The sequence below is a fragment of the Peribacillus sp. NPDC096540 genome (genome assembly GCF_050278525.1).
Taxonomy (GTDB): Bacteria; Bacillota; Bacilli; order Bacillales; family DSM-1321; genus Peribacillus.
In genome coordinates, this window is sequence record NZ_JBNNTG010000017.1 from 30,554 (window position 1) to 54,453 (window position 23,900).

A 23,900-nucleotide genomic window follows, 5' to 3' on the forward strand; every position below is an offset into this window, starting at 1 on the left:
AAATAAGGGGTGATACATATCGTTAGTTTAAAAAGGATATATACAATCACAGGACTAGTATTTCTTATTTTAATTTTTGGTGTAGTTGCGATATCGACCTGGTACACGGTGGATGAATCCGATCAGTCTGTCATTATGACGTTTGGTAAGGTTGAGCAGACGATTACAGAGCCAGGCCTTCACTTTAAGCTGCCTTGGCCGATTCAGTCGGTTGAAAAACTATCGAAAGAAACATTCAGTCTTAAATTTGGATACAAAGAGGAAAATGGAGAGGTAACAGATTATCCGAGAGAGACTAAGATGATTACTGGTGATGAAAATATTGTTCTTGCTGACCTAGTGGTTCAATGGAAAATTACAGACCCTCCAAAATTCCTGTACAATGCAGATGATCCAGAGAAAATTTTATTTGACACGACTTCCGCTGCTTTAAGAAGTATTATCGGAAGCACGAAAATTGATGATGCACTCACTTCCGGAAAAGCACAAATTGAAGCAGATGTCCGGGAACTGCTATCACAGTTAATGGAGAAATACGATGTAGGCATATCAATATCAGCGGTTAAGCTCCAGGATGTGGAGTTACCGAATGAAGAAGTGCGGAAAGCCTTTACGAATGTCACAGATGCTAGAGAAACGGCGAATACGAAAATCAATGAAGCGGATAAATATGAAAACAAACGTATTAATGAAGCTGAAGGGGAAAAAGACGCCATTATCTCACAGGCAAATGGTGATAAAGCCGCTCGTACGGAAGCTGCTCGTGGGGATGTAGCGGTTTTTGAAAAATTATTTAGTGAATATAAAGGAAATAAGGGTATTACAAAAGACCGTCTTATTATTGAAACTCTTGAAGAAGTATTACCAAATGCAGAGATTTATATCATGAATGATGATGGAAATACAATGAAGTACTTACCACTTCGCTCTCTAGAAAAAGATGAAACGAAAAAAACGCCTATTCCTGAAGAAGAAACGAAAAATGAATCTGTACCTGAAGAAAAAGCGACAGGGGAAGGAGGCACCAAACAATGAGCGGAAAAGTAATTGATTTTAATGAGATGAAGAAAGGTAATTTTCACTGGGGAGGCTATGTTAAAATAGGGATTTTCCTCATAATATTTATCGCGTTGCTGCTGATTATCTTTACCAATGTGTATATCGTCAAGGAGGGTGAATATAAAGTCGTCCGCCAATTCGGTGAAGTGGTTAGAATCGATAAAACCCCGGGATTAAAGGCGAAGGTACCATTCATTCAAAGCGTGGTAACCCTGCCAAAATATCAAATGAGTTCTGATGTTTCGGAGGCTGAAATCAATACAAAAGATAAAAAGCGGATGTTGATTGATAACTATGCTGTCTGGAGGATAGAGGACCCGAAAAAATTGATTACCAATGCAAGAACACTCGAGAATGCGGAAACGAGAATGGAAGAGTTCATCTATTCGGCGGTACGTTCAGAGTTGGGCCAGTTGAATTATGATGAAATTATTAATGATGAGAAGTCATCGAGGGGAAGCTTGAACGACCGCATTACGGAGAAAGTTAACGAACTGCTACAAAAGGACAGTTACGGGATCAGCCTAACTGATGTTCGGATAAAACGGACGGATCTGCCTGCGGAAAACGAAGAATCCGTCTTTAAAAGGATGATTTCCGAGCGAGAATCGAAAGCACAAGAGTACCTGTCCAAGGGAGATGCGAAGAAAAACCGAATTATTGCGGATACAGATCGAAAAGTAAAAGAATTGCTTTCGACTGCAGAGGCAGATGCAGAAGTGATTCGGGCTGAGGGAGAAGGGGAAGCAGCGAAAATTTATAATAAGTCGTTTTCCAAAGATCCTGATTTCTATAAACTATACAGGACACTTGAATCTTATAAAAAAACGATTGGAGATCAAACGGTCATCATTCTGCCATCAGATTCACCCTATGCTAGCTTGTTAATGGGAAACACAAAATAGCTTAGTCGCCGTCATTTTTCTTTCCACTTCTACTCATGGTAGAATAGAGGAAGAAAATGAACGGCTTTTTGCGTTTATAAATAGAAGCTACATAACCCTGTATGACTGGAGGAAGACGAATTTGAATAAAAAGTTAGTTCTCATAGATGGAAATAGTATTGCTTACCGCGCATTTTTTGCGCTTCCGCTTTTGAATAATGATAAAGGGGTACATACGAATTCTGTGTACGGATTTACCATGATGCTTAATCGTATTCTTGAAGAAGAAAAGCCAACGCATATTCTTGTGGCCTTTGATGCCGGTAAAACGACATTCAGACATGAGACATATAAAGAATACAAGGGTGGACGCCAGAAAACGCCACCTGAATTATCTGAGCAATTCCCCTTTATCCGCGAGTTGCTCGACTGTTTCCAAATACAAAGGTATGAATTGGAAAATTACGAAGCTGATGATATTATCGGTACGCTGTCGCTACAGGCGGAAAGAGATGGTTTTGAGGTAAAAGTCATTTCCGGTGATAAAGATTTAACCCAATTATCTTCCCCGAGTACGACGGTTTCCATCACGAAAAAGGGAATCACTGAAATTGAGGAATATACACCAAAGCATATACATGAAAAATACGGCCTTTCACCCCTGCAAATCATTGATTTAAAAGGATTGATGGGTGATGCTTCCGATAATATTCCTGGCATACCGGGTGTCGGTGAAAAAACGGCACTTAAATTATTGCACCAATTTGAAACGGTTGAGAACCTGCTGCGTTCGATTGATGAGGTAAGCGGTCAAAAATTGAAGGAAAAAATTGAAGAGCATAAAGACCTTGCTTTGTTAAGCAAAGAGCTTGCGACGATTACTAGGGAAGCGCCAATTCAAGTTATGGTCAACGAGACCGAGTACAACGGAATGGACCAGGATAGGGTTATTTCATTTTATAAAGAACTGGGTTTTTCGACTCTGCTTGATAAATTGGATGTTTCAGAAAGTGTACCGATTGAACAAGAAAAAATTGAGGTTCACACTTCGGAAATGACAGCAGAGTTGTTTGCTGATGGAAGTTCTTTATATGTTGAAATCTTAGAAGATAATTATCATCATGCAGACATTATTGGAATAGCAGTCAGCAATGAACATGGGCATTTTTACTTCCATGGAGAGACGGCGCTGACTTCAGATGTATTTAAATCTTGGGCAGAAGATGAAACAAAAAAGAAAACGGTTTTTGACGCAAAGCGCACGGTTGTAGCACTGCGCCATCGAGGAGTCGAAATAAAAGGCATTGATTTTGATGTGTTTTTAGCATCATATATTCTAGATCCTGCAGAGTCAGTGGATGAAGTGGCCGAAATCACGAAAACTCAAGGAACCATACGACTTGAAATCGATGATGTTTTTTATGGTAAAGGGGCAAAACGCAAGGTACCTGAAGAAGCTGAATTGAGAGAGCATATCGCCAGAAAAGCGAAGGCAATCTTTTCTTTAAAAGAACCTATGGTTGAAAAGCTGCAGGAGTTTGAGCAATACCATTTGTTAACGGAACTTGAGCTGCCTTTGTCCATTATTTTGGCTAATATGGAGTGGCAGGGTATAAAGGTAGATATTGGACGACTGAAAAACATGGGGCAGGAATTAGCTATTCGATTAAAAACCATCGAAGAGCGAGTTTTTGATTTGGCTGGAGAGGCCTTCAATATCAATTCACCGAAACAACTTGGGGTCATTCTTTTTGAAAAGTTGGAGCTCCCAGTATTGAAGAAAACTAAAACAGGCTATTCTACGTCAGCTGATGTGCTGGAAAAATTGGAGGGCCAGCATAATATTGTGAAAGAAATTTTACTGTACCGTCAGCTTGGTAAGTTGCAATCCACCTATATTGAAGGCTTGCTCAAAGTGGTCAATAGGAAAACAGATAAGGTACACACTCGTTTCAACCAAGCATTGACTCAAACTGGCCGATTAAGCTCGACAGATCCTAACCTGCAAAACATTCCCATCAGACTCGAAGAAGGCCGGAAAATCAGGCAGGCGTTTATCCCTTCTGAAAAGGATTGGATCATTTTTGCTGCTGACTATTCTCAGATCGAGTTACGTGTGCTTGCGCATATCGCTAATGATAGCGGACTCGTAGAAGCCTTTCAGGCTGGGATGGATATCCATACAAAAACAGCTATGGATGTATTCCATGTATCAGCAGAGGAAGTCACCTCGAATATGAGGCGCCAAGCAAAAGCGGTTAACTTCGGGATTGTCTATGGTATAAGTGACTACGGACTTTCACAAAGCCTTGGCATTACTAGAAAAGAAGCGGGAGAGTTCATTGAGAAGTATTTAAGAAGCTTTCCTGGTGTACAGGAATATATGGAAGAGAGCATACATGAAGCCCGTCAAAAAGGATATAGTACGACTTTGCTGCAAAGAAGGCGCTATATTCCTGAGATTACAAGCCGTAATTTCAACATCAGAAGTTTTGCGGAACGGACAGCGATGAACACACCAATCCAAGGCAGTGCAGCAGATATCATCAAGCTTGCCATGATAAATATGAATAAGCGTCTGAAAAAAGAGGGGCTAAAAACGAGAATGCTTCTGCAGGTACATGATGAATTAATTTTTGAAACGCCGCCGGAAGAACTCGAACTCCTTAAGAAAATCGTGCCAGAGGAAATGGAGAATGCTATTGAATTAAACGTGCCTCTTAAAGTGGATTATGCTTACGGGCCAACATGGTTTGATGCCAAATAATAAAAGATAGGTGATTAGTAATGCCAGAACTTCCTGAAGTAGAAACAGTCAGAAGAACGTTAGAACAGCTCGTACTTGGAAAAGAAATTAAGGAAGTGTCCGTCTTCTGGCCTAAGATCATTAAAGCACCTGAACCTGTCGAACAGTTTCAGGATGCTTTAAGAGGGCAGACCATTCAGCGAATAGGTCGTCGGGGCAAGTTTCTCATATTCACACTGGATGATTATGCTATGGTTTCGCATTTAAGGATGGAAGGGAAATACGGAGTGCATCCAAAAGAAGAGCCGTATGATAAGCACACTCATGTCATTTTTACCTTTACGGATGGCAGTGAACTTCGGTACAGGGATGTCCGGAAATTCGGGACGATGCATTTATTTACAAAAGGGGAAGAACTTGAGCAGATGCCACTATTGCATCTAGGTCCTGAACCTCTATCAGAAGAGTTTACAGTCGAGGATCTTAGTGCAAAGCTGGCAAGAACTAATAGGAAGATCAAGCCAGTTCTTCTAGATCAAACTGTTGTCGTTGGAATTGGAAATATATATGTGGACGAGTCTTTATTCCGTTCCGGGATTCATCCAGAGAGAAAAGCTTCTTCACTTACGTTAGATGAAATTAAAAAGCTGCATTCCGATATCATTGCAACATTAGGTGAAGCGGTGGAAAAAGGGGGAAGTACGATTCGTTCGTACATTAACTCTCAAGGGCAAATCGGCATGTTTCAGCAAGAACTTAATGTTTACGGACGCAAAGGAGAGAACTGCAAAACGTGCGGTACACCACTTGAAAAGCTAGTTGTAGCGGGACGCGGCACACATATATGCCCGTTGTGTCAGCCACTTAAGTAGTCAATGTTTTTTCACACACATCGGATGGGCTCCTTCCATATACTAGGGTAGCAACGAGAAGGGAAGGAGTAATAATTCCGATGTGGCTACAAATTATTTTTCTTGCTTTTGCAGTAAGTATTGACGGTTTTGGCGTAGGTTTGACATTTGGTATGCGAAAGATGAAAATTCCCTTAAAGTCAATAGCAGTCATCTCATTTTGTTCGGCACTGAGTCTAGGCATTGCGATGGTCATCGGGCAATTCATCAGTCAGCTTATTTCTGTCGGTGCGGCTGAAAAAACTGGGGGGATCATTCTCATTTTTCTTGGTGCCTGGATGGTATACCAGTATTTTAAGCCTGAAAAGGATTTGAACGACGAGAGATATCATGAAAAAATCATCTTTAACTTTGAAATTAAATCACTTGGATTAGTCATAAATATTTTACAAAAACCACTGAATGCCGATTTTGATAAATCAGGAACAATTACTGGTGTTGAAGCACTTGTTCTCGGGTTTGCACTTTCGCTTGATGCGTTCGGAGCTGGAGTTGGAGCAGCTATGATCGGGATTTCACCGATTATTCTCGCAATATCCATCGCTGTAATGAGTTCAATCTTCATTTGGAGCGGACTTCAAAGTGGGAAATCGCTTTCGAATAATAAAATTGTACAGCATTTGACCTTTCTTCCGGGCGTACTATTGATTTTAATTGGTGTATTTAAGTTATAATAATTGATTTAAAAGGGGGAGCTTATGGGACAAATCATTGGAATCACCGGGGGGATTGCCAGCGGGAAAAGCAGCGTCAGCCTTTATATACAGGAACTCGGTTTTACGATTGTAGATGCAGATGTGGCTTCCCGTGCAGTTGTAGAGCCAGGTGAAGAAGCCTATCATCAAGTAGTAAAAGCTTTTGGTGAAGAAATTTTATTAGCAAATGGCAATATTGATCGGGTGAAATTAGGGTCTATTATATTTCATGATCAAGAAAAGAGATTGCTTTTAAACAGTATCGTGCATCCGGCTGTTAGGAATTGGATGCGTCTAAAAACGGAAAAGGCACTCGCTGCAGGAGAAGAAACGGTATTTATGGATATTCCGCTCCTATTCGAAAGTAAGTTAACATTCATGGTTGAAAAGACTTTATTAGTATATGTAGATGAGCGGATTCAATTGGAACGCTTAATGAACCGGAATGGATTATCAGAAACAGATGCACTGGCAAGAATTCATTCGCAGATGCCGTTAGCTGATAAAAAAGTTTTAGCTGATGCGGTCATTGATAATAATGGGAATCTTGAGGAAACAAAGAAGCAGGTTAAAACCGTACTTTGCAATTGGAATGTCTTATAAATGAGAAAAAGGGAAGAAACCTTAATGGTTTCTTCCTTTTATTTTGAAAAAATAAGAACAATCCGCAATTTTATTAGCACAATTCCACTCAAATATGTTATACTAATTACATGTGAGAGGTAATAAGTATAACATTAATATTTTCAGGAGGGTCCGAACAATGAATTCAAGAATAGCGATTAACGGATTTGGGAGAATTGGAAGAATGGTTTTCCGAAAGGCCATATTAGATGAGAGTTTGGACATTGTTGCCATTAATGCAAGCTATCCTGCTGAAACTTTAGCTCATTTACTAAAATATGATACGATCCATGGTAAATTCGACGGTATAATTGTAGCGGAAGATGATTCACTTGTAGTGAATGGCCGCCGTGTACAACTAATAAATAACCGCGATCCAAAGCAATTGCCTTGGAAAGAGATGAATATAGATATTGTAATCGAAGCTACGGGCAAATTCAATGATCGTTCTAAAGCGGCTCTTCATTTAGATGCAGGGGCAAAAAGAGTGATTTTATCCGCACCGGGTAAAAATGAAGACGTTACCATTGTAATGGGCGTCAATCAGGAAGCGCTAGAAATTGACAAGCATTTTGTTATATCCAATGCATCTTGTACAACTAACTGCCTTGGACCAGTTGCGAAAGTGCTCGATGAAAAATTCGGCATTGACAACGGTTTAATGACAACGATTCATTCTTATACAAATGACCAAAATAATATCGATAACCCGCACAAAGACTTAAGACGTGCCCGTGCTGCTGCAGAAAGTATCATTCCTACGACTACAGGAGCAGCTAAAGCCATCTCTCTTGTGTTACCTCAATTAAAAGGTAAGCTTCACGGTATGGCGATACGTGTACCAACACCTAACGTTTCTTTAGTCGATCTTGTTGTGGACTTAAATCATGATGTAACGATTGATGAAGTGAACCAAGCATTCATTGACGCTTCAGAAAATGAACTTAAAGGGATTATGGAATTCACGACAGAACCTCTTGTTTCGAGTGACTTCAAAACTAATCCACACTCTGCAATAATCGATGGTCTATCAACGATGATGATTGGGAACAGAAAAGTGAAAGTCCTTGCTTGGTATGATAACGAGTGGGGTTACTCAAACCGTGTAGTGGATCTTGTAAAATTAGTAGCTTCAGAGTTGAAAAAAACTTCAGAAGTTCAATTATCTGCTAATTAGGTGATAAACCCGAGTCTGCTGAGTTAGCGGGCTCGGGTTTATTTTTAGCGGATTTCTAATTTTATTCTTGGCGGTTTTTTTAGACCGGGTAAAAATTTTTTTTGCGAAGTGACAAACTGACATGAAATGATTCAGAGGAGGAGGACTCCCTTAGAGAACTCTTACATATTTTGGGTTAAACAATATCTTTCCAAAAATTCAAAAATGGCAGTTGCAAAAAAAATTCAAACAATATATACTATGAATCGTGAACTTCTTCAAAAGAGAGTTTGCATGATGGCTACTTAAAGGGTTAGGACCTCTTTGGACTAACTTTCCCCCGTGGTAGTTGTTAGAAGTTAAGTAATTTTTAATCATGGTAAGGGGGAAGCTTAATATGGAAACAGCTTACACTATGGAAACAATGGGTAGACATGTCATTTCTGAACTTTGGGGTTGTGACTTTGAAAAACTGAACAATATTGATTTGATTGAAAAGATTTTTGTCGATGCTGCCTTGAAATCAGGTGCAGAGGTTCGCGAAGTAGCATTCCACAAGTTTGCTCCACAAGGAGTAAGCGGGGTTGTCATCATTTCTGAATCACATTTAACGATTCACAGTTTTCCAGAACACGGCTATGCAAGCATTGATGTCTATACATGTGGTAATTTGGATCCGAATATTGCGGCTAATTATATTGCTGAAGCTTTGAATGCGCAAACACGTGAAAACATTGAACTTCCACGTGGATTAGGTCCGGTACAAATGAAAAAAGCCAATATAAGTGCCCTATAAAAAACGTATACACAGAGATGCCATGGGTGCATCTCTTTTTTAATGCAATAAATTAGCTAGTCCGCTTTAATCTAAGGATTGTGACTAGTAAAAAGCAGAAATACTCTGATAAGGTTCCTTAAAGTGTCCGACATACAAGTGCCTACTGTTGGAAGTTACACTTTTTACTTGTACTGGTCGTTCCTTTTAATATAAGATTAAGATAGAAGAGTAATTCCTTGGGGAACATTTAGATAGGGGAGTCCTACATAAAATACGGAGCTGATAATGATGAAATGCCCATCATGTCAATATAATGGAACAAGAGTGCTCGATTCCAGGCCAGTCGATGAAAGTAAATCAATTCGACGACGCCGTGAATGTGAGGCATGTGGTTTTCGATTCACGACATTTGAAAAGGTAGAGGAAACGCCGCTGATAGTAGTAAAAAAAGGCGGGACACGGGAAGAGTTCAGTCGTGATAAAATCCTACGTGGCTTAATCAGGGCCTGCGAAAAACGTCCAGTTCCATTAAAGGAATTGGAGCAAATTACCAGTTATGTAGAAAAAGAATTACGCAACCAGGGCATCGCAGAAGTGAAAAGTGACAATGTCGGCGAAATGGTAATGGACAAGCTGGCAGAAGTCGATGAGGTTGCCTATGTGAGATTCGCATCCGTATATCGACAATTTAAAGATATTAATGTCTTTATTGATGAGTTGAAAGATTTAATAAATAAAGAAAGAAAGTAGAGCTGAAGATTTACTTTGGCTCTTTTTTCACTACATCTTTTGAAAGGTTTGAATGGAGATGTCAATGCATTGGCAAGAATTGCTTCCAGCGGATTCATATTTGGTTTCATCTGCGGGGCTGCTTCATGATTATGATCGGAAAATACTAACCCGCCTATATCAACCTCTTATTGGACCGATCTGTATTAGCCTATACATGACGTTATGGAGTGAGTTAGAGGAAAATCGGCTTTGGTCGGAGGCTTCCTCACATTATCAATTAATGAACACCATTGGCCTTAAATTAGGCGATATCTACGAAGCACGTCTTTTGCTTGAGGGAATTGGTCTGCTGAATGTGTATAAGAAATCGAAGGGTGATGCGAAGGAATTTATTTACGAATTAAATTCGCCACTGTCCCCTCAGCAGTTTTTTACGGATGGGATGCTGAATATATACTTATACAAAAAGATTGGCAAAGTACAATTTAACCGGTTAAAGAGATTCTTTTGCGATGATCACATTTTAACGGATCAGTATGAAAGTGCGACAAAATCTTTTGCAGAGGTGTTTTCATCAGATCATTTGGACTCCTTATATGTAACGGATGAAGCGAAAAACGAATGGAAACCGATGCCCGAACAGCAATTTATCAATCAAGCGGATGGAGTCGAGCCATCGGGATTTGAGGGCTTATTTGATTTTGATCTTTTGTTAGCCGGAATGAAATCCTCAATCGTGCCGAAAAAGGCCTTTACTCCGAAAATTAAAAGTACGATTGCCAAACTTGCCTTTTTATATGGCATTGATCCGCTTGAAATGCAAAAACTAGTTATGGATGCCGTTTCATTGGATGATGAGATCGATGAGGAAATATTAAGAAAGGCGGCAAGGGACTGGTACCAAATCGAACGACAGGCCGATATGCCTTCCCTTGTCAATCGCGTGCAGCCGATACGTGAACGAACACAAAAAGATGAACCGAAAACGCAGGAACAAGAGCTAATCCGTCATTTGGAGACTATTTCCCCGCGCGAGCGGCTGATGCAGTTATCAGGCGGTGCGGAGCCGTCCAGCGGTGATTTGAAAGTGGTAGAAGGCGTGATGATAAACCAAAAGCTAAATCCGGGGGTCGTCAATGTCTTAATTGAATATGTTATGCTCAAAACGGATATGAAATTCACAAAGGGCTATGTGGAAAAACTGGCGGGCCATTGGGCACGTCTGAAGGTGTCTACTGTCATCGAAGCGATGGAACTAGCTAAAAATGAGCACCGGAAATATCAGGATTGGGCTCAGGGAAGCAGAAACGTTGCAAAAGGCGGCCGGAAAAAGACGATTCGGGAAGAAGTGGTTCCGGAATGGCTTGAGAAAAAAGAAGAAACACAGCAGGAACAGAAAGTGGATCAGCCCGAATTGAATGAACAGAAACGCGAGCTTCAGGAGAAATGGAAGCAGTGGAAAGCTGGAGGTGAAATGAACGATGGAAAAGATTAATAGTTCCCTTAATAAATTGGCTAATACAGACCAATTTCAGCAGCGCTATGAAAAGTTAAAACAGGAAATTTTTGAAGACGAACAGGTGAGGCAATTTTTGAATGCCAATAGTTCGACTGTCACGAAGGAAATGATCGATAAAAACTTAGGGAAGCTTTATGAATTTACTTCTCAAAGCAATAAGTGTGATAAATGTCCAAGTTTGGATGGTTGTATCAATATGATGCATGGCTATTATCCCAAACTGGTTGTTCAAGGAAAGGCCCTTAATTTGAATTATGAAATCTGTCCGCGGAAATTGGCAGAGGATGAAAAGCGAAAACGCGAAAAATTGATTCGCAGTCTATATGTGCCAAAGGATATTTTAAAGGCGACGATTGAAGACTTTTCACAAAAGGATGATGAAAACAAACGTTTAGGCGTTTTAGGTAAAGCGATGTCGTTCATTATGGAGTATGAGCCAGGTAAAAGACAGAAAGGCTTATATATTTATGGGAAATTCGGCGTTGGCAAGACGTATTTATTAGGAGCAATTGCCAATGAACTCGCTGAAAGGCAGATCTCCTCTCTAATCGTCTATGTACCGGACTACTTAAGAGAACTAAAGGGCTCAATTGGCGATAATACCGTCAATGAGAAAATTGAAATGGTCAAAACGGCGCCTGTTCTTATGCTGGATGATATCGGAGCGGAGTCAATGACAAGCTGGGGACGCGATGAAGTCTTTGGACCAATTTTGCAATTTAGGATGCTGGAAAACCTGCCAACGTTTTTCACTTCGAATTTTGACATGAATGGCCTTGAAAATCACTTAACCTTTTCACAGCGCGGTGAGAAGGAAGAAGTGAAAGCGGCCAGAGTATTGGAAAGAATTCAATATTTAGCAGAACCGGTTAAGCTTGACGGTGTAAATCGGAGAAGATAGTGGAAAGTGGTCTCTTATTAGAGGTCACTTTTTTCTATTACAAGCCTTATCCTACTTCTAAACAAGTCCCTATCCCCATATACATGAAAAAAGAAGCAAGGGGGAAGGGGGGATGTCGTAGTGCAAATTTCGTTTCAAAATGATTCAGAGGCTTTAAAATTACTGAATTTAGTTTCTGTCCATCCGTTAGGGGCAGAATTTCAACCATACATTCGATTTCTTCCACAACAAGGTATGTATGTGGATATGACAGAGTCAGTAGGTGACAAATGGCTAATTCTGCTCAGTGATGTATTTCATTCTTTTTTGTTGGAAGAAAAGATGCTTCCTGTGATTGAACAAATCATTATCGGTAAATTCTTTTATAGAGAACGCGAAGAAATTGAAGCCATTACGGAAATTGCATCATCGATTATTGAAGGAGAAAGAGCTAGGTGTCAGGGGATGTTATTCAGTACGGAAAAACAATTGATTGAGGAAGGGCTTCAAAGCATTTTGGCGGGGAAGGTGTCTTTTTCATTCGATTCTTTTACGACTTTCCGTTTAAAATCTTTTCAGCACACGTTGGAAAAGTATGTGGTCAGGGCGATTGATGAATATAAGTTGGAACAAGACTATCAAAATTTCATTGCTACGCTCCGTGATTGCCTGCATGGGCAGGAGTCGAAATTACCAAAGCTTCATCTCGTCAATCGAGACGGTTTTCAATTCTATGATCAGGAATTCAGCAAGCTTGACCGACCAAAAATCAATAGTATGATTGACAGGCGGCTCCTTGCCAAAAGTTCACTTTTTCTCGATACGGTGATACTTGCCCCGCTGTTATCGATTGCCCCGGAAAACTTGTACATCTATACCGACGACAAGGAAGAAGGTCTGATTCAAACAATGGCGCGGATTTTCGAGGAGCGGGCGACTGTCCTGCCGCTCTCAGCATTTTCGGAGTCGTTTGAATGATCTTTTTGGGTGATAATGAACAAAACAGAAATTTAACCTTGATTTTCACCGTATAACAAATTATAATTTCCTACATACTATTAAAAACAAAAGTTATGATGAGGACACGGGTATTCTAGTCGCCGATTTTCAGAGAGGGGAGCCAACAGGCTGTAAGCTTCCTATTCGCATAGAACACTTACCGCCTTTAAACTTCGACTCGGAAAGCAATTAGATTGCGACTATGAGTTGACGGGAAGCTGCCGTTACCAAGTTACAAGTGTCATTTTGCCGTGAAAAGCAAGGTGAAACGAGGGTGGAACCGCGGGTTAATGATTATGATTATTAAGCTCGTCCCTGTTTTATACAGGGGCGGGCTTTTTGTGTTGTAATTAGATTTGTCGCTCGGATACCATAACTGAAAACAGATTGTTTTAAAAATAAGAAGGAGTGAAACTGAATGTCTGAATTACTAAAAATATCATTTCCTGACGGTGCGGTGAAGGAGTTTGCTAAAGGCACAACTACTGAAGACATTGCTGCATCCATCAGCCCTGGTTTAAGAAAAAAATCCATTGCTGGAAAATTCAATGGTGAATTATATGATTTGAAACGTCCAATTGAAGAAGACGGTACAATTGAAATCGTCACACAAGATGCAGAAGATGCGCTTGAAGTGCTTCGCCACAGTACAGCACATTTGATGGCACAAGCAATCAAACGTCTTTACAAAAACGCTAAATTCGGTGTCGGCCCTGTCATCGAAGGCGGTTTTTACTACGATATTGATCTAGAGGAATCATTAACTCCAGATGATCTTCCGTTGATTGAAAAAGAAATGAAGAAGATCGTTAATGAAAACTTGGAAATTGCTCGCCTCGAAGTAAGTCGTGACGAGGCCATATCCCGTTTCAAAGAAATTGGTGACGAGTATAAATTGGAATTGATCGATGCTATTCCTGCTGATCAGCAAGTAACGATCTATGAGCAAGGTGAATTCTTTGACCTTTGTCGTGGAATCCACGTTCCATCCACTGGGAAAATTAAAGAATTTAAGCTATTAAGCATCGCCGGTGCATACTGGAGAGGCGATAGCAAAAACAAAATGCTTCAACGAATATACGGAACTGCTTTCTATAAGAAAGAAGAACTATCAGAACACCTACGTTTCCTAGAAGAAGCTAAAGAACGTGATCACCGTAAAATCGGAAAAGAATTGAACCTGTTCATGAGCTCACAGAAAGTTGGACAAGGTCTGCCAATGTGGTTACCAAAGGGTGCGACAATTCGCCGCACAATTGAACGATATATCGTTGACAAGGAAGAACGTTTGGGCTATGACCACGTATACACACCTGTAATGGGAAGCGTTGACCTTTATAAAACATCTGGACACTGGGATCATTACCAGGATGATATGTTCCCGGTCATGGAGATGGAAAACGAACAGATGGTCCTGCGTCCGATGAACTGTCCGCATCACATGATGGTATATAAAAACGGCATCCACAGCTACCGCGAGCTACCAATTCGGATTGCTGAGCTTGGCTTGATGCACCGCTATGAAATGTCAGGCGCGCTTTCTGGTCTGCAGCGTGTACGTGGAATGACATTGAATGATGCTCACATTTTCGTCCGTCCAGATCAAATTAAAGAAGAGTTCAAACGTGTTGTGAATTTGATTTTGGAAGTATATAAAGACTTCGATATTAATGATTATTCATTCCGTCTGTCTTACCGCGATCCGCAGGATACAGAGAAGTATTTTGATGATGACGCAATGTGGGAAAAAGCACAAAGCATGCTGAAAAGCGCGATGGACGAACTTGGACTAGATTATTTCGAAGCAGAGGGTGAAGCAGCATTCTACGGTCCGAAACTTGACGTTCAAGTACGTACGGCTTTAGGAAAAGATGAAACTCTTTCAACTGTTCAACTTGATTTCTTGCTACCAGAACGGTTTGATCTTAACTATGTCGGTGAAGACGGTAAGCAGCACCGTCCGGTCGTTATCCATCGCGGAGTTGTCTCCACAATGGAGCGTTTCGTTGCTTACTTAATCGAAGAATACAAGGGGGCATTCCCAACTTGGCTGGCACCTATCCAAGCACAAGTGATTCCGGTCTCACCAGAAGTGCATTTGGATTATGCGAAAGAAGTGCAGGAAAAACTTAAAGCAGAAGGCATCCGTGTTGATTTGGATACACGAGATGAGAAAATTGGTTATAAAATCCGTGAAGCGCAAATGCAGAAAATCCCTTACATGCTGGTTGTTGGTGATAATGAAGCCAAAGAAGGCAGTGTGAACGTACGTAAATACGGTGAACAAAAATCAGAAACAGTCGCTTTTGAAGACTTTGTTTCAGCGATTAAAGCAGAAGTAAGTCGTTAACATCAAAAGAGAGACACATATTGTTGTGTCTCTCTTTTGCATAAGGCATGATTAATAACAACAGCATGTGAAAATATAGACAACAATGAAGAGGAGTGGTCAGCATGAATAAGAAATTTTCCTATCTATTCGGGCCAACATTTCTTGTCGTCATCATCTTATTGTTACTGGATGATTATCGACAATATGCTATTGTCCCGGTCCTGCTGTTTTGGATAGTTCTATTTGGGTGGGATGCTATTGAGAAAAAGAAAAAGGCAAAAGAAAACCCGTAACAAAGACTCTAATTAATAGACCCAAGAAGTAGATTCAGCTAATTCTCAAAAAAAAATTATATGAGGGAGTGGGGAGAAATGGAGATTCGGAAGGCTACAAAGCAAGATGCGGGAAAATTGGCAGCTCTGATCAATCATGTTGAAGATTCCGGGTTCATGTTGTACAATCCGGGGGAAAGAAAAGCAACGGAGAACAAATTGGAGAGACAAATCGAGCAAATTGAAAGTAACCCCCGCTCCATTTTCCTCGTTGCAGCAAGCGGCGACGACTTGATAGGGTATCTCATATTGTTGGGCAATAAACTTAGCAGAACAAAGCATTCTGCCAAAATTGTTATCGGCATCTCCGAACAAGAGAGAGGAAAAGGAGTCGGTACGAAGCTGTTTCAAAAAATGGAGGAGCAAGCACTGGAATATGAAATCCGGCGCCTGGAATTGACCGTTATTGCTAATAACGAACCAGCACTTTCCCTTTATAAAAAGATGGGTTTTGAACTAGAAGGAACGAAGCGGGACTCATTATTTTTCGATAAAAAGTATCATGACGAATACTATTTGTCTAAATTACTTTAAAAAAACGTATTGTCAAATAACAAAATGTCTGATAAGATTAATTCTGTTGTGAAAAACGAATAAATTAGCATTTGACAAGTCATCAGTGTTTATGATATATTTCTAAAGTGAATTGAATACGTGTTTGAGGAAAAGAAGAAGCACCCGCTTCTCACCTGGTTGACGCAAACGATGCAGTTAACAGGTCATGATTTGATTATTTGGATCTTTCTGAATTAGTCTATCAGTGTGGGTGCAGCATGCATCCACACTTTTTATTATGATTATATCCTGTAAGCGAGTTGTGAGCGTGACCGAATTGATTCAAATATTCGTATTCGCCAATATCTTTGGAGGTGGCTAACTATTAGTAAAGACGCGATGGTAAACGAGGGCATCCGAGCCCGTGAAGTTCGTCTTATTGACCAAAACGGAGAACAACTTGGAATTAAAACGAAATTCGAAGCATTGGAAATTGCCGCTCGTGTAAATCTTGATCTAGTTTTAGTTGCTGCAAATGCAAAGCCTCCGGTAGCCCGGATTATGGACTACGGAAAACACCGCTTCGAGCAGCAAAAGAAAGACAAGGAAGCACGTAAAAATCAAAAAGTTATCAGTCTTAAAGAGGTTCGTTTGAGCCCGACGATTGAAGAACATGATTTCAATACTAAGCTTCGCAACGGTATTAAATTCCTTGAAAAAGGCGATAAAGTAAAAGCTTCTATCCGATTCAAAGGACGTGCTATTACACATAAGGAAATTGGTCAACGTGTACTCGTTCGTTTTTCTGAAGCATGTAAAGAAGTGGCTACAATCGAGCAACATCCAAAAATGGACGGACGCAGCATGTTCATTATCTTAGCACCAAAAGCCGAAAAGTAATTGTAAAGTAATTTGTAATGAGGAGGAATACCTTATGCCTAAAATGAAAACTCACCGCGGATCTGCTAAACGTTTCAAAAAGACTGGATCCGGCAAACTTAAGCGTTCTAACGCTTACACAAGCCATTTATTTGCTAACAAATCTACTAAGCAAAAGCGTAAGCTTCGCAAAGCTAGCCTTGTAAGCAAAGGTGACTTCAAACGTATTCGTCATATGTTAGACAATATTAAATAAGTTCGATTTATCGAGTTAAATAGGAGGGAAATAACATGCCACGTGTAAAAGGCGGTACTGTTACTCGCAAACGTCGTAAAAAGGTAATAAAATTAGCTAAAGGTTACTATGGCGCGAAACATATTCTTTTCAAAGTAGCTAACCAACAAGTAATGAAGTCAGGAAACTATGCTTTCCGTGACCGTCGTCAGAAAAAACGTGATTTCCGCAAACTTTGGATTACTCGTATCAACGCTGCAGCTCGCATCAACGGTCTTTCTTATAGCCGTTTAATGCATGGCTTAAAGCTTGCTGGTATCGAAGTAAACCGCAAAATGCTTGCTGATCTTGCTGTTGCTGACGAACAAGCTTTTGCTCAATTAGCAACTGCTGCTAAACAACAATTAGACAAATAAGTCTGACTGATATCAGCCACTCTCTTTTTCAAGAGGGTGGCTTTTTACATAAGGGGGGAGAGAGGAATGCAAGGAGTTTGGATTATTCTTGCCTTTATGTTTATCATTAACATCGTAGGCTTTGTCATAATGGGAGTCGACAAAAAGAGAGCACGTAATGGGAAGTATCGCATCAGTGAAAAGACACTCTGGTTTTGGGCATTCATAGGTGGAGGAACTGGGACCTTTTTTGGAATGAGGCATTTCCATCATAAAACGAGGCATAACTCCTTTAAGTGGGGACTGCCGGTTTTGATGGTCATCCAAATAGGGTTACTTATCAAGATCTTAATTCGATAGTCATATGTAGCTCGTTTAGTGTATATGCTTGTAGAAGCAGCAAAGAGTAGCTGGGGGGAGAACATGAATGATAAACTGACACTTGTGATGAGCTACGTTCAATCCGGCAGCGTGTTTGCGCCATTAATCTTTATTACCTTTCATTTATTACGGCAATTTTTATTCATTCCAGTTATCGTGGTTTGCATGTCTGGCGGCGTTTTGTTCGGTGCAGCATTTGGAACTATCTATTCCATAATCGGTTTGACATTGTCCAGTATGGCCTTTTATTTTGTAATAGGTAAATTTCCGAAAACGAAGGATAAGTTGCTACGTCTTAAAAATAAGCTGTTTGGAAACCGAAAGCTTAATAGCAGGCAAATTGCAGTGCTAAGGCTTATTCCGTTTATACACTTTTATTTATTGTCGCTTTGCTTGTTGGAATCCAATAAAGGGTTAAAAAACTATTTTTATTTATCCTTCATGACTAATATTCCTGTAGCCTTCGTATATACGGTGTTTGGCCATTATATTGCAGACTTTAGCCCGACATTAATCGTCATTATTTTACTATCATTAACCTTATTGCTTTATTTATTAAGAGAAAAGCAGACGGTCGTTCCCTGGAAAGAATTTTTCCGCTCACATGAAAAATAAAAGGCCTTGAGTGCATTTTCCTCAAGGCTCTTAAGTACGCAGTTGTTACACCACTCGATAATATTTTAGTTATCCAAAAATTCCTTTACAGGGCTTTTCCAATCAATCATGGCATCCGGATATTGTTTTTTTATGGATGCTTCAATTTTTAAAAAGTCATTGCGCTTCAAACCTTTCAAATTGGCTATTTTCTTAGGCCAAATGAAGATGGAGATAACCTCGAAGGAGCGTTCCGTCGTTCCTAAATACTTTTCCCCTTCAAACATGACCCCATTGTACGTCAATAAAAAATTCTTGTGTATATTCTTTGTATCATCGAGCAAAAAGAACTTTTTCTGTTCATGTGCCAGCTCTAATTTTCGTTTCGGATTTAATAGGTATTTGATAGCTGTATATATTAAGAAGATGATGAGAGCCAAAAGAAAGAACCGCAAAATTAATACCATGTAGCTACCTCCCTAAACAGAGTGATTCCTTTTCTTTACGTATGGGTTTTTAATAAGTTTCATTTATTTGTTATAATTTAAGGGATTAAGGTAGAAAGTAGTGATAAAAGTGAACATAGCAAAATTGATGGATATGCAGGCGGCCTTAGATAAGCATATAGAAACAAAGCACGATTTGGGTGCAGAAAACTTGGTCGAGCGAAAGACTCTTGCTCTTTTAGTGGAGCTTGGGGAGCTGGCTAACGAAACAAGATGTTTTAAATTCTGGAGTCTTAAAGGCCCTTCGGATAAAGAAACGATTTTGGCTGAATACGTGGATGGCATTCACTTTATTTTGTCACTTGGGATTGAACAGGGTTTTGTACCAAAAGTTCCATCGTCTTTCAAAATGGGTCATGTTGATTTAACAGCGCAATTCACGTTGATATACGGGTACATCAACGAGTTTCGTGTGCAATTATCAGAGCCTGCTTTTCAAAAGGTTTTTGCTGAATATCTACATTTAGGGGAGTTGCTCGGATTTTCCGCTAAGGATGTGGAAGGTGCATACGTCAGCAAAAATGAAGTGAATTACGAACGACAAAAACAAGGTTACTAATTGTTTGTGCAAACGATATTTTGTATAATTATTCTTATAGTGTAAAAAAGAGGGAGGCAATAACGTGGCTCAATTGGATGAAACATTAAGGATGCTGAAAGACTTAACAGATGCTAAAGGCATTGCTGGAAATGAAAGTGAAGTAAGAAAAGTGATGGCTGAATACATAACCCCTTTCGCGGATGAAATATCGACTGATGGCTTGGGAAGTTTGATCGCTATGAAAACTGGTGATGAAAACGGTCCGAAAATTGTCGTTACTGGACATTTGGATGAAGTCGGTTTTATGATTACCCAAATAGATGATAAAGGATTTTTGCGTTTTCAGCCTGTAGGAGGCTGGTGGTCACAGGTCATGCTCGCCCAACGCGTGACAATCGTCACAAATAAAGGCGATGTAACTGGTGTTATCGGTTCAAAACCGCCACATATCTTATCAGCAGAAGCAAGGAAAAAGCCGGTTGAGATTAAAGATATGTTTATTGACATTGGAGCCACAAGCAAGGAAGAAGTTAAGGAATGGGGCGTTAAACCGGGCGATATGGTTGTGCCGTATTTTGAATTCACAGTCATGAATAATGAAAAAATGTTGCTTGCTAAAGCTTGGGACAACCGAATTGGCTGTGCAATCGCTATTGATGTTCTTAAACAGTTGAAAGATAGCGATCATCCGAATGTGGTATATGGAATTGGTGCGGTACAAGAAGAGGTTGGTCTGCGCGGCTCTAAAACCTCAACGTTCAAAATTCAGCCGGATATTGGTTTTGCCGTTGATGTTGGTATAGCTGGTGATACACCAGGTGTAACCGATAAAGAAGCGTTGAGCAAAATGGGTGAAGGTCCACAAATCGTTATTTATGATGCATCTATGGTAGCTCATAAAGGATTGCGGGATTTCGTTACCAACACGGCTGACGAAATGAATATTCCTTATCAATATGAATCGATGCCAGGCGGTGGAACGGATGCAGGTTCCATTCACTTAACGGCAAATGGGGTTCCAGCGTTGGCAATTACGATTGCAACGCGCTACATTCATTCACATGCGGCAATGCTTCATCGTGATGATTATGAAAATGCAGTTAAACTTATTGTCGAAGTGATCAAACGCCTTGACCGTGAAACAGTGGACCGTATTATTTACGAATAACATAGAGAAATGTAGAAAAGGAGAGGCTCCTATAAAAGGGCCTCTCCTTTTTCATTGATAGTTACTTATCCTCGACAATTATATAGACGGCTTTAATTGGACCATGAACGCCAACGACAAGGTCCATTTCGATATCAGCGGAATTGCTCGGTCCGGTTATGAAATTAATGCAGGACGGAACGACTTCACCGTGGTTAACTTTAGAACGAATGGCTGCTGCTGCCTGTGTCATTCGCGGAACGATGGTGCTCTTTGGGATAATGGAAACATGACAAGCAGGCAGGAAGCTGATGGAACGGCCGTGGTTCTTGCTGCTAAATAAAACGACGGTCGCTGATTCCGCAAGTGTTATTTCACTGAATGTGATTCCGACATTAGCACTTTCTGCCAGTGCGATATTTTTTTTCCCTGCTTGATGGTCCCAAACGTGGACATCTTTTTCAGTCAACACATCAACTAACTGATAGTCAGAGAATCGATCATCTTTTGGAATGATTAATGGCCCATTTCCAAGTTCCTCAATCACCCGTTTTAAAAGGTGTGCAACTTGCTTTGAGTCAGTAAGGTGGAACTGCGTATGGACCCGTTTGCACTGCTCCTGTAATTCGTTGACGAGATCATCTGGTGTCGCATATTTCAAGACCTCGTTTTGGGGAGCGTGCTTCCAAATAGGACGGTCTATGCCTTCCGTTATAGGAGCTCTTCCTAGGTTTTTGGCAATTTTATTTAAAAACGTGACTTCATTTTGGATAGTTCCAGTCATGATGGTTTACCTCCTGTCTCACGATTTTTAAACCAGTCCCGAAAGCTTTCTTTACTAGGAGCAGGGAATTCACGGCTTTCTGTCCAAGTTTTAAGTGGTCCAGGTCCTTTTGAGATGATATCTCCCGTTTTAAAAGGGGACATAGCTGAAGGGGCCATTTTTGAACCAAACTTATAAAGCATTGGAGAAGCGGCGCCGATTCCGAAGGCCTTCATGGCCATCTTTTCAGAGAATGGAGCCATTTTCTCCTTTTCTACGATGACTTCACGATGCTTTCTTAGCAGATCATGCAGAGGGATTTTTACCGGACAGGCATCGGTACAAGCTGCACAAAGAGTTGATGCATAAGGTAGTTCTTTGAAATCATCATAGCCACCGAGTAATGGTGAAAGCACAGCGCCGATTGGACCCGGATAAATGGAACCATAGGAATGGCCGCCAACCTGGCGATAGACCGGGCAGACATTGATACAGGCTGCACAGCGAATGCATTGGAGAACAGATTGAAACTCAGTTCCTAAAATAGAAGAGCGTCCATTATCGACGATGACAAGGTGGAATTCCTCAGGTCCATCGACGTCCCCTTCATCACGAGGGCCGGTAAGTGCGGTAATGTAGCTAGTCAACCTTTGACCTACCGCGCTTCTTGTCAATAAACTGACAAGAACTTCAAATTCATCGAATGTAGGTACAAGCCGTTCCATCCCCATCACGGTAATTTGCGTTTTTGGTAGGGCTGTGACTAAATCTGCGTTTCCTTCATTCGTTACCAAACCAATCGAGCCGGTTTCTGCAATCGCAAAATTACAGCCGGTAATGCCGATATCGGCGCTTAAGAAATCTTTCCTTAGAATGCCACGGACATGAGCGGTAAGCTCTTCCGGATTTTCGGTTTTCGTATAAGCTAGCTTCTCTTTAAAAACATCCCTTATTTGTTTTTTGTTTTTATGAAGAGCTGGCGCGACGATATGGGAAGGTGGATCATGATCATCCACTTGTAAAATGTACTCACCGAGGTCTGTTTCAACGACATCAAGTCCAACAGCTTCAAGAGTGGCATTTAAATTAATTTCTTCTGTGACCATCGATTTAGATTTCACGACTTTTTTGGCATTCTTTTTTACGATAACGTCCTTAATGTATCCACTTGCTTCTTCAGCTGTTTCAGCAAAAAAGACGTGACCTCCCCTTTTCGAAACGTTTTCTGCAAGCTGATGCAAATAGAAATCAAGGTTGCTAAGTACATGCTGTCGGATTTCTTCCCCAAGGGAGCGCCAATCCTCCCAGCTTCCCAATTCATCAACGGCAGTCAACCGTCGTCCGTGTAATCGCTCTTGGGCACTCGATACCGCCAGTCGCATAAAATCATTATGTATTCCTTCATCCACTCGGTCTTTAAACTTGGCAGAGCTGGTTTTCATAGCCATGGTTTTTCCCTCCTCGCTTTTTTTATATACTATTCAAAACTTCGGCAATATGGAGAACTTTAATAGGTTGACCCTTCCGTTGGATACGTCCGCCGATATTCATTAAACAGCCTGCATCGCCACCAATTAAAAAGTCAGCTCCGGTATCCTCAATATTGCAGACTTTTTCCTCGACCATTTGTCCGGATATATCACCCATCTTAACTGAAAAGGTTCCCCCGAATCCGCAACAATTTTGAGCGTCCGGAAGAGGTGTCATTTCAAGTCCCTTAACATGGCTTAACAAAATGGCTGGGGCTTCTTTCACTTTAAGCAGCCGAGTCATATGACAGGAGGTATGATAAGTCGCTTTTCCTTCAAATGTTGCGCCAACATCAGTTACCTTTAAAACGTTCACGATGAATTGGGTCAATTCATATGTTTTTGCCGCTATTGCTGCAGCCTTCGGTTCCCATTCGGCATCTCCTTTAAAAAGGACTGGATATTCTTTGAACATAGCTGCACAGGAACCGGAGGGGGTTACTATATATTCAGCATCCTCGAACGTTTGGATCATCTTTTTCATAGCTTCCTTTGATTCCTTTGTATACCCGCTATTGTATGCCGGCTGTCCACAGCAAATCTGCGATTCTGGAAAATCAATCTCACAGCCTAATCTCTCGAGTAGTTCTACTGTTGCTTTTCCAACATTGGATTGAAACAAATCAACTAAACATGTTGCAAAGAGAGTTACTTTCAATTTAGTCTCCTCCTTTTTCAAATAGGTTAACAGGTCATCTGATGACTAAATAATAGAAAAAGGAAATGGTTTTGAGAAAATACCAATTTCCAAGATTTTAAATGAAGAAATCGTTTTCAAAATAATATAC

General features: G+C 40.5%; 26 protein-coding genes and 1 other annotated feature. Of the genes, 22 read left to right on the forward strand and 4 right to left on the reverse strand.

What is annotated here, in order from left to right:
- Positions 1-18 precede the first annotated feature (18 nt).
- The 20 genes from hflK to ACQKMR_RS15500 all read left to right on the forward strand — a co-directional run bounded on the left by hflK (position 19) and on the right by ACQKMR_RS15500 (position 18,647).
- Positions 19-1,035 (forward strand): FtsH protease activity modulator HflK, encoded by a 1,017-nt coding sequence (gene hflK / locus ACQKMR_RS15405; protein WP_427698148.1) that lies wholly within the window; start codon positions 19-21, stop codon positions 1,033-1,035.
- Positions 1,032-1,964: a protease modulator HflC gene (hflC, locus tag ACQKMR_RS15410; RefSeq protein ID WP_427698080.1), complete on the forward strand. Its 933-nt coding sequence runs from the start codon at positions 1,032-1,034 to the stop codon at positions 1,962-1,964. Before hflK ends, hflC begins: the two co-directional genes overlap by 4 nt.
- Before the next feature lie 121 nt (positions 1,965-2,085).
- On the forward strand, positions 2,086-4,710 hold the full coding sequence (gene polA / locus ACQKMR_RS15415) for a DNA polymerase I (RefSeq protein WP_427698081.1): 2,625 nt from the start codon (positions 2,086-2,088) through the stop codon (positions 4,708-4,710).
- A 20-nt stretch (positions 4,711-4,730) separates the two neighbouring features.
- Positions 4,731-5,561: a DNA-formamidopyrimidine glycosylase gene (gene mutM, locus ACQKMR_RS15420; RefSeq protein ID WP_427698082.1), complete on the forward strand. Its 831-nt coding sequence runs from the start codon at positions 4,731-4,733 to the stop codon at positions 5,559-5,561.
- A gap of 80 nt (positions 5,562-5,641) precedes the next feature.
- Positions 5,642-6,274 (forward strand): sporulation membrane protein YtaF, encoded by a 633-nt coding sequence (ytaF, locus tag ACQKMR_RS15425; protein ID WP_427698083.1) that lies wholly within the window; start codon positions 5,642-5,644, stop codon positions 6,272-6,274.
- Between the two features lie 24 nt (positions 6,275-6,298).
- Positions 6,299-6,898: a dephospho-CoA kinase gene (gene coaE / locus ACQKMR_RS15430; RefSeq protein ID WP_427698084.1), complete on the forward strand. Its 600-nt coding sequence runs from the start codon at positions 6,299-6,301 to the stop codon at positions 6,896-6,898.
- Positions 6,899-7,058: 160 nt separating this feature from the next.
- Positions 7,059-8,096, forward strand: coding sequence for a glyceraldehyde-3-phosphate dehydrogenase (locus ACQKMR_RS15435; protein ID WP_427698085.1), 1,038 nt, complete (start codon positions 7,059-7,061; stop codon positions 8,094-8,096).
- 394 nt (positions 8,097-8,490) lie between these two features.
- Positions 8,491-8,871 (forward strand): adenosylmethionine decarboxylase, encoded by a 381-nt coding sequence (gene speD, locus ACQKMR_RS15440; protein WP_053348147.1) that lies wholly within the window; start codon positions 8,491-8,493, stop codon positions 8,869-8,871.
- A gap of 270 nt (positions 8,872-9,141) precedes the next feature.
- The gene (gene nrdR, locus ACQKMR_RS15445; protein ID WP_053347258.1) at positions 9,142-9,603 is read left to right on the forward strand and encodes a transcriptional regulator NrdR; all 462 of its coding nucleotides are present in this window, start codon (positions 9,142-9,144) and stop codon (positions 9,601-9,603) included.
- A 58-nt stretch (positions 9,604-9,661) separates the two neighbouring features.
- Positions 9,662-11,080, forward strand: a complete 1,419-nt coding sequence (locus ACQKMR_RS15450) for a replication initiation and membrane attachment family protein (RefSeq protein ID WP_427698086.1) — start codon at positions 9,662-9,664, stop codon at positions 11,078-11,080.
- Positions 11,067-12,005: a primosomal protein DnaI gene (gene dnaI, locus ACQKMR_RS15455; protein ID WP_427698087.1), complete on the forward strand. Its 939-nt coding sequence runs from the start codon at positions 11,067-11,069 to the stop codon at positions 12,003-12,005. Before ACQKMR_RS15450 ends, dnaI begins: the two co-directional genes overlap by 14 nt.
- Before the next feature lie 120 nt (positions 12,006-12,125).
- Positions 12,126-12,962 carry a sporulation protein YtxC gene (gene ytxC, locus ACQKMR_RS15460; RefSeq protein WP_427698088.1) on the forward strand — a complete coding sequence of 279 codons (837 nt, stop codon included), beginning with the start codon at positions 12,126-12,128 and terminating at the stop codon, positions 12,960-12,962.
- Between the two features lie 439 nt (positions 12,963-13,401).
- Positions 13,402-15,333 carry a threonine--tRNA ligase gene (thrS, locus tag ACQKMR_RS15465; RefSeq protein ID WP_427698089.1) on the forward strand — a complete coding sequence of 644 codons (1,932 nt, stop codon included), beginning with the start codon at positions 13,402-13,404 and terminating at the stop codon, positions 15,331-15,333.
- Positions 15,334-15,437: 104 nt separating this feature from the next.
- The gene (locus ACQKMR_RS15470; RefSeq protein ID WP_427698090.1) at positions 15,438-15,608 is read left to right on the forward strand and encodes a hypothetical protein; all 171 of its coding nucleotides are present in this window, start codon (positions 15,438-15,440) and stop codon (positions 15,606-15,608) included.
- 78 nt (positions 15,609-15,686) lie between these two features.
- A complete protein-coding gene (locus ACQKMR_RS15475; protein WP_427698091.1) occupies positions 15,687-16,181 on the forward strand; it encodes an N-acetyltransferase family protein in 495 nt (164 codons plus the stop codon).
- Positions 16,182-16,307: 126 nt separating this feature from the next.
- Positions 16,308-16,444, forward strand: a sequence feature (ribosomal protein L20 leader region).
- Positions 16,445-16,541: 97 nt separating this feature from the next.
- Entirely contained in the window at positions 16,542-17,042 is a 501-nt protein-coding gene (infC, locus tag ACQKMR_RS15480; RefSeq protein WP_057911473.1) for a translation initiation factor IF-3, read from the forward strand.
- Between the two features lie 34 nt (positions 17,043-17,076).
- Positions 17,077-17,277: a 50S ribosomal protein L35 gene (gene rpmI, locus ACQKMR_RS15485; protein ID WP_034309070.1), complete on the forward strand. Its 201-nt coding sequence runs from the start codon at positions 17,077-17,079 to the stop codon at positions 17,275-17,277.
- A gap of 35 nt (positions 17,278-17,312) precedes the next feature.
- On the forward strand, positions 17,313-17,672 hold the full coding sequence (rplT, locus tag ACQKMR_RS15490; protein ID WP_034309067.1) for a 50S ribosomal protein L20: 360 nt from the start codon (positions 17,313-17,315) through the stop codon (positions 17,670-17,672).
- Positions 17,673-17,738: 66 nt separating this feature from the next.
- Entirely contained in the window at positions 17,739-18,011 is a 273-nt protein-coding gene (locus ACQKMR_RS15495) for a DUF1294 domain-containing protein (RefSeq protein WP_427698092.1), read from the forward strand.
- Between the two features lie 63 nt (positions 18,012-18,074).
- Positions 18,075-18,647: a TVP38/TMEM64 family protein gene (locus ACQKMR_RS15500; protein WP_427698093.1), complete on the forward strand. Its 573-nt coding sequence runs from the start codon at positions 18,075-18,077 to the stop codon at positions 18,645-18,647.
- Between the two features lie 65 nt (positions 18,648-18,712).
- Here the strand turns inward: ACQKMR_RS15500 and ACQKMR_RS15505 are convergent, their stop codons facing one another.
- Positions 18,713-19,093, reverse strand: coding sequence for a sigma-w pathway protein ysdB (locus tag ACQKMR_RS15505; RefSeq protein WP_427698094.1), 381 nt, complete (start codon positions 19,091-19,093; stop codon positions 18,713-18,715).
- Positions 19,094-19,193: 100 nt separating this feature from the next.
- Between ACQKMR_RS15505 and ACQKMR_RS15510 the strand changes: the two genes are divergently transcribed.
- Both ACQKMR_RS15510 and ACQKMR_RS15515 read left to right on the forward strand, forming a co-directional pair.
- Positions 19,194-19,691 (forward strand): dUTP diphosphatase, encoded by a 498-nt coding sequence (locus ACQKMR_RS15510; RefSeq protein WP_427698095.1) that lies wholly within the window; start codon positions 19,194-19,196, stop codon positions 19,689-19,691.
- A gap of 64 nt (positions 19,692-19,755) precedes the next feature.
- Positions 19,756-20,841 (forward strand): M42 family metallopeptidase, encoded by a 1,086-nt coding sequence (locus ACQKMR_RS15515; RefSeq protein WP_427698096.1) that lies wholly within the window; start codon positions 19,756-19,758, stop codon positions 20,839-20,841.
- A gap of 61 nt (positions 20,842-20,902) precedes the next feature.
- On the opposite strand, the gene ACQKMR_RS15520 is transcribed toward ACQKMR_RS15515, so the two are convergent.
- From ACQKMR_RS15520 to ACQKMR_RS15530, 3 genes are read right to left on the reverse strand one after another with little or no spacing between them, the layout of a single operon-like run.
- On the reverse strand, positions 20,903-21,604 hold the full coding sequence (locus ACQKMR_RS15520; RefSeq protein WP_427698097.1) for a LutC/YkgG family protein: 702 nt from the start codon (positions 21,602-21,604) through the stop codon (positions 20,903-20,905).
- Positions 21,601-23,031, reverse strand: coding sequence for a LutB/LldF family L-lactate oxidation iron-sulfur protein (locus ACQKMR_RS15525; protein WP_427698098.1), 1,431 nt, complete (start codon positions 23,029-23,031; stop codon positions 21,601-21,603). The genes ACQKMR_RS15520 and ACQKMR_RS15525 overlap by 4 nt, the downstream gene beginning before the upstream one ends.
- Before the next feature lie 22 nt (positions 23,032-23,053).
- On the reverse strand, positions 23,054-23,770 hold the full coding sequence (locus ACQKMR_RS15530; RefSeq protein ID WP_427698099.1) for a (Fe-S)-binding protein: 717 nt from the start codon (positions 23,768-23,770) through the stop codon (positions 23,054-23,056).
- Positions 23,771-23,900: the final 130 nt, after the last annotated feature.

What these genes read in the sequence shown, in the direction of transcription:
- hflC (WP_427698080.1), top strand. Translation starts at nt 1,032, where the DNA reads ATGAGCGGAAAAGTAATTGATTTTAATGAGATGAAGAAAGGTAATTTT.
- mutM (WP_427698082.1), top strand. Translation starts at nt 4,731, where the DNA reads ATGCCAGAACTTCCTGAAGTAGAAACAGTCAGAAGAACGTTAGAACAG.
- ytaF (WP_427698083.1), top strand. Translation starts at nt 5,642, where the DNA reads ATGTGGCTACAAATTATTTTTCTTGCTTTTGCAGTAAGTATTGACGGT.
- coaE (WP_427698084.1), top strand. Translation starts at nt 6,299, where the DNA reads ATGGGACAAATCATTGGAATCACCGGGGGGATTGCCAGCGGGAAAAGC.
- ACQKMR_RS15435 (WP_427698085.1), top strand. Translation starts at nt 7,059, where the DNA reads ATGAATTCAAGAATAGCGATTAACGGATTTGGGAGAATTGGAAGAATG.
- speD (WP_053348147.1), top strand. Translation starts at nt 8,491, where the DNA reads ATGGAAACAATGGGTAGACATGTCATTTCTGAACTTTGGGGTTGTGAC.
- nrdR (WP_053347258.1), top strand. Translation starts at nt 9,142, where the DNA reads ATGAAATGCCCATCATGTCAATATAATGGAACAAGAGTGCTCGATTCC.
- ACQKMR_RS15450 (WP_427698086.1), top strand. Translation starts at nt 9,662, where the DNA reads ATGTCAATGCATTGGCAAGAATTGCTTCCAGCGGATTCATATTTGGTT.
- dnaI (WP_427698087.1), top strand. Translation starts at nt 11,067, where the DNA reads ATGGAAAAGATTAATAGTTCCCTTAATAAATTGGCTAATACAGACCAA.
- thrS (WP_427698089.1), top strand. Translation starts at nt 13,402, where the DNA reads ATGTCTGAATTACTAAAAATATCATTTCCTGACGGTGCGGTGAAGGAG.
- ACQKMR_RS15470 (WP_427698090.1), top strand. Translation starts at nt 15,438, where the DNA reads ATGAATAAGAAATTTTCCTATCTATTCGGGCCAACATTTCTTGTCGTC.
- ACQKMR_RS15475 (WP_427698091.1), top strand. Translation starts at nt 15,687, where the DNA reads ATGGAGATTCGGAAGGCTACAAAGCAAGATGCGGGAAAATTGGCAGCT.
- infC (WP_057911473.1), top strand. Translation starts at nt 16,542, where the DNA reads ATGGTAAACGAGGGCATCCGAGCCCGTGAAGTTCGTCTTATTGACCAA.
- rpmI (WP_034309070.1), top strand. Translation starts at nt 17,077, where the DNA reads ATGCCTAAAATGAAAACTCACCGCGGATCTGCTAAACGTTTCAAAAAG.
- rplT (WP_034309067.1), top strand. Translation starts at nt 17,313, where the DNA reads ATGCCACGTGTAAAAGGCGGTACTGTTACTCGCAAACGTCGTAAAAAG.
- ACQKMR_RS15495 (WP_427698092.1), top strand. Translation starts at nt 17,739, where the DNA reads ATGCAAGGAGTTTGGATTATTCTTGCCTTTATGTTTATCATTAACATC.
- ACQKMR_RS15500 (WP_427698093.1), top strand. Translation starts at nt 18,075, where the DNA reads ATGAATGATAAACTGACACTTGTGATGAGCTACGTTCAATCCGGCAGC.
- ACQKMR_RS15505 (WP_427698094.1), bottom strand. Translation starts at nt 19,093, where the DNA reads ATGGTATTAATTTTGCGGTTCTTTCTTTTGGCTCTCATCATCTTCTTA.
- ACQKMR_RS15520 (WP_427698097.1), bottom strand. Translation starts at nt 21,604, where the DNA reads ATGACTGGAACTATCCAAAATGAAGTCACGTTTTTAAATAAAATTGCC.
- ACQKMR_RS15525 (WP_427698098.1), bottom strand. Translation starts at nt 23,031, where the DNA reads ATGGCTATGAAAACCAGCTCTGCCAAGTTTAAAGACCGAGTGGATGAA.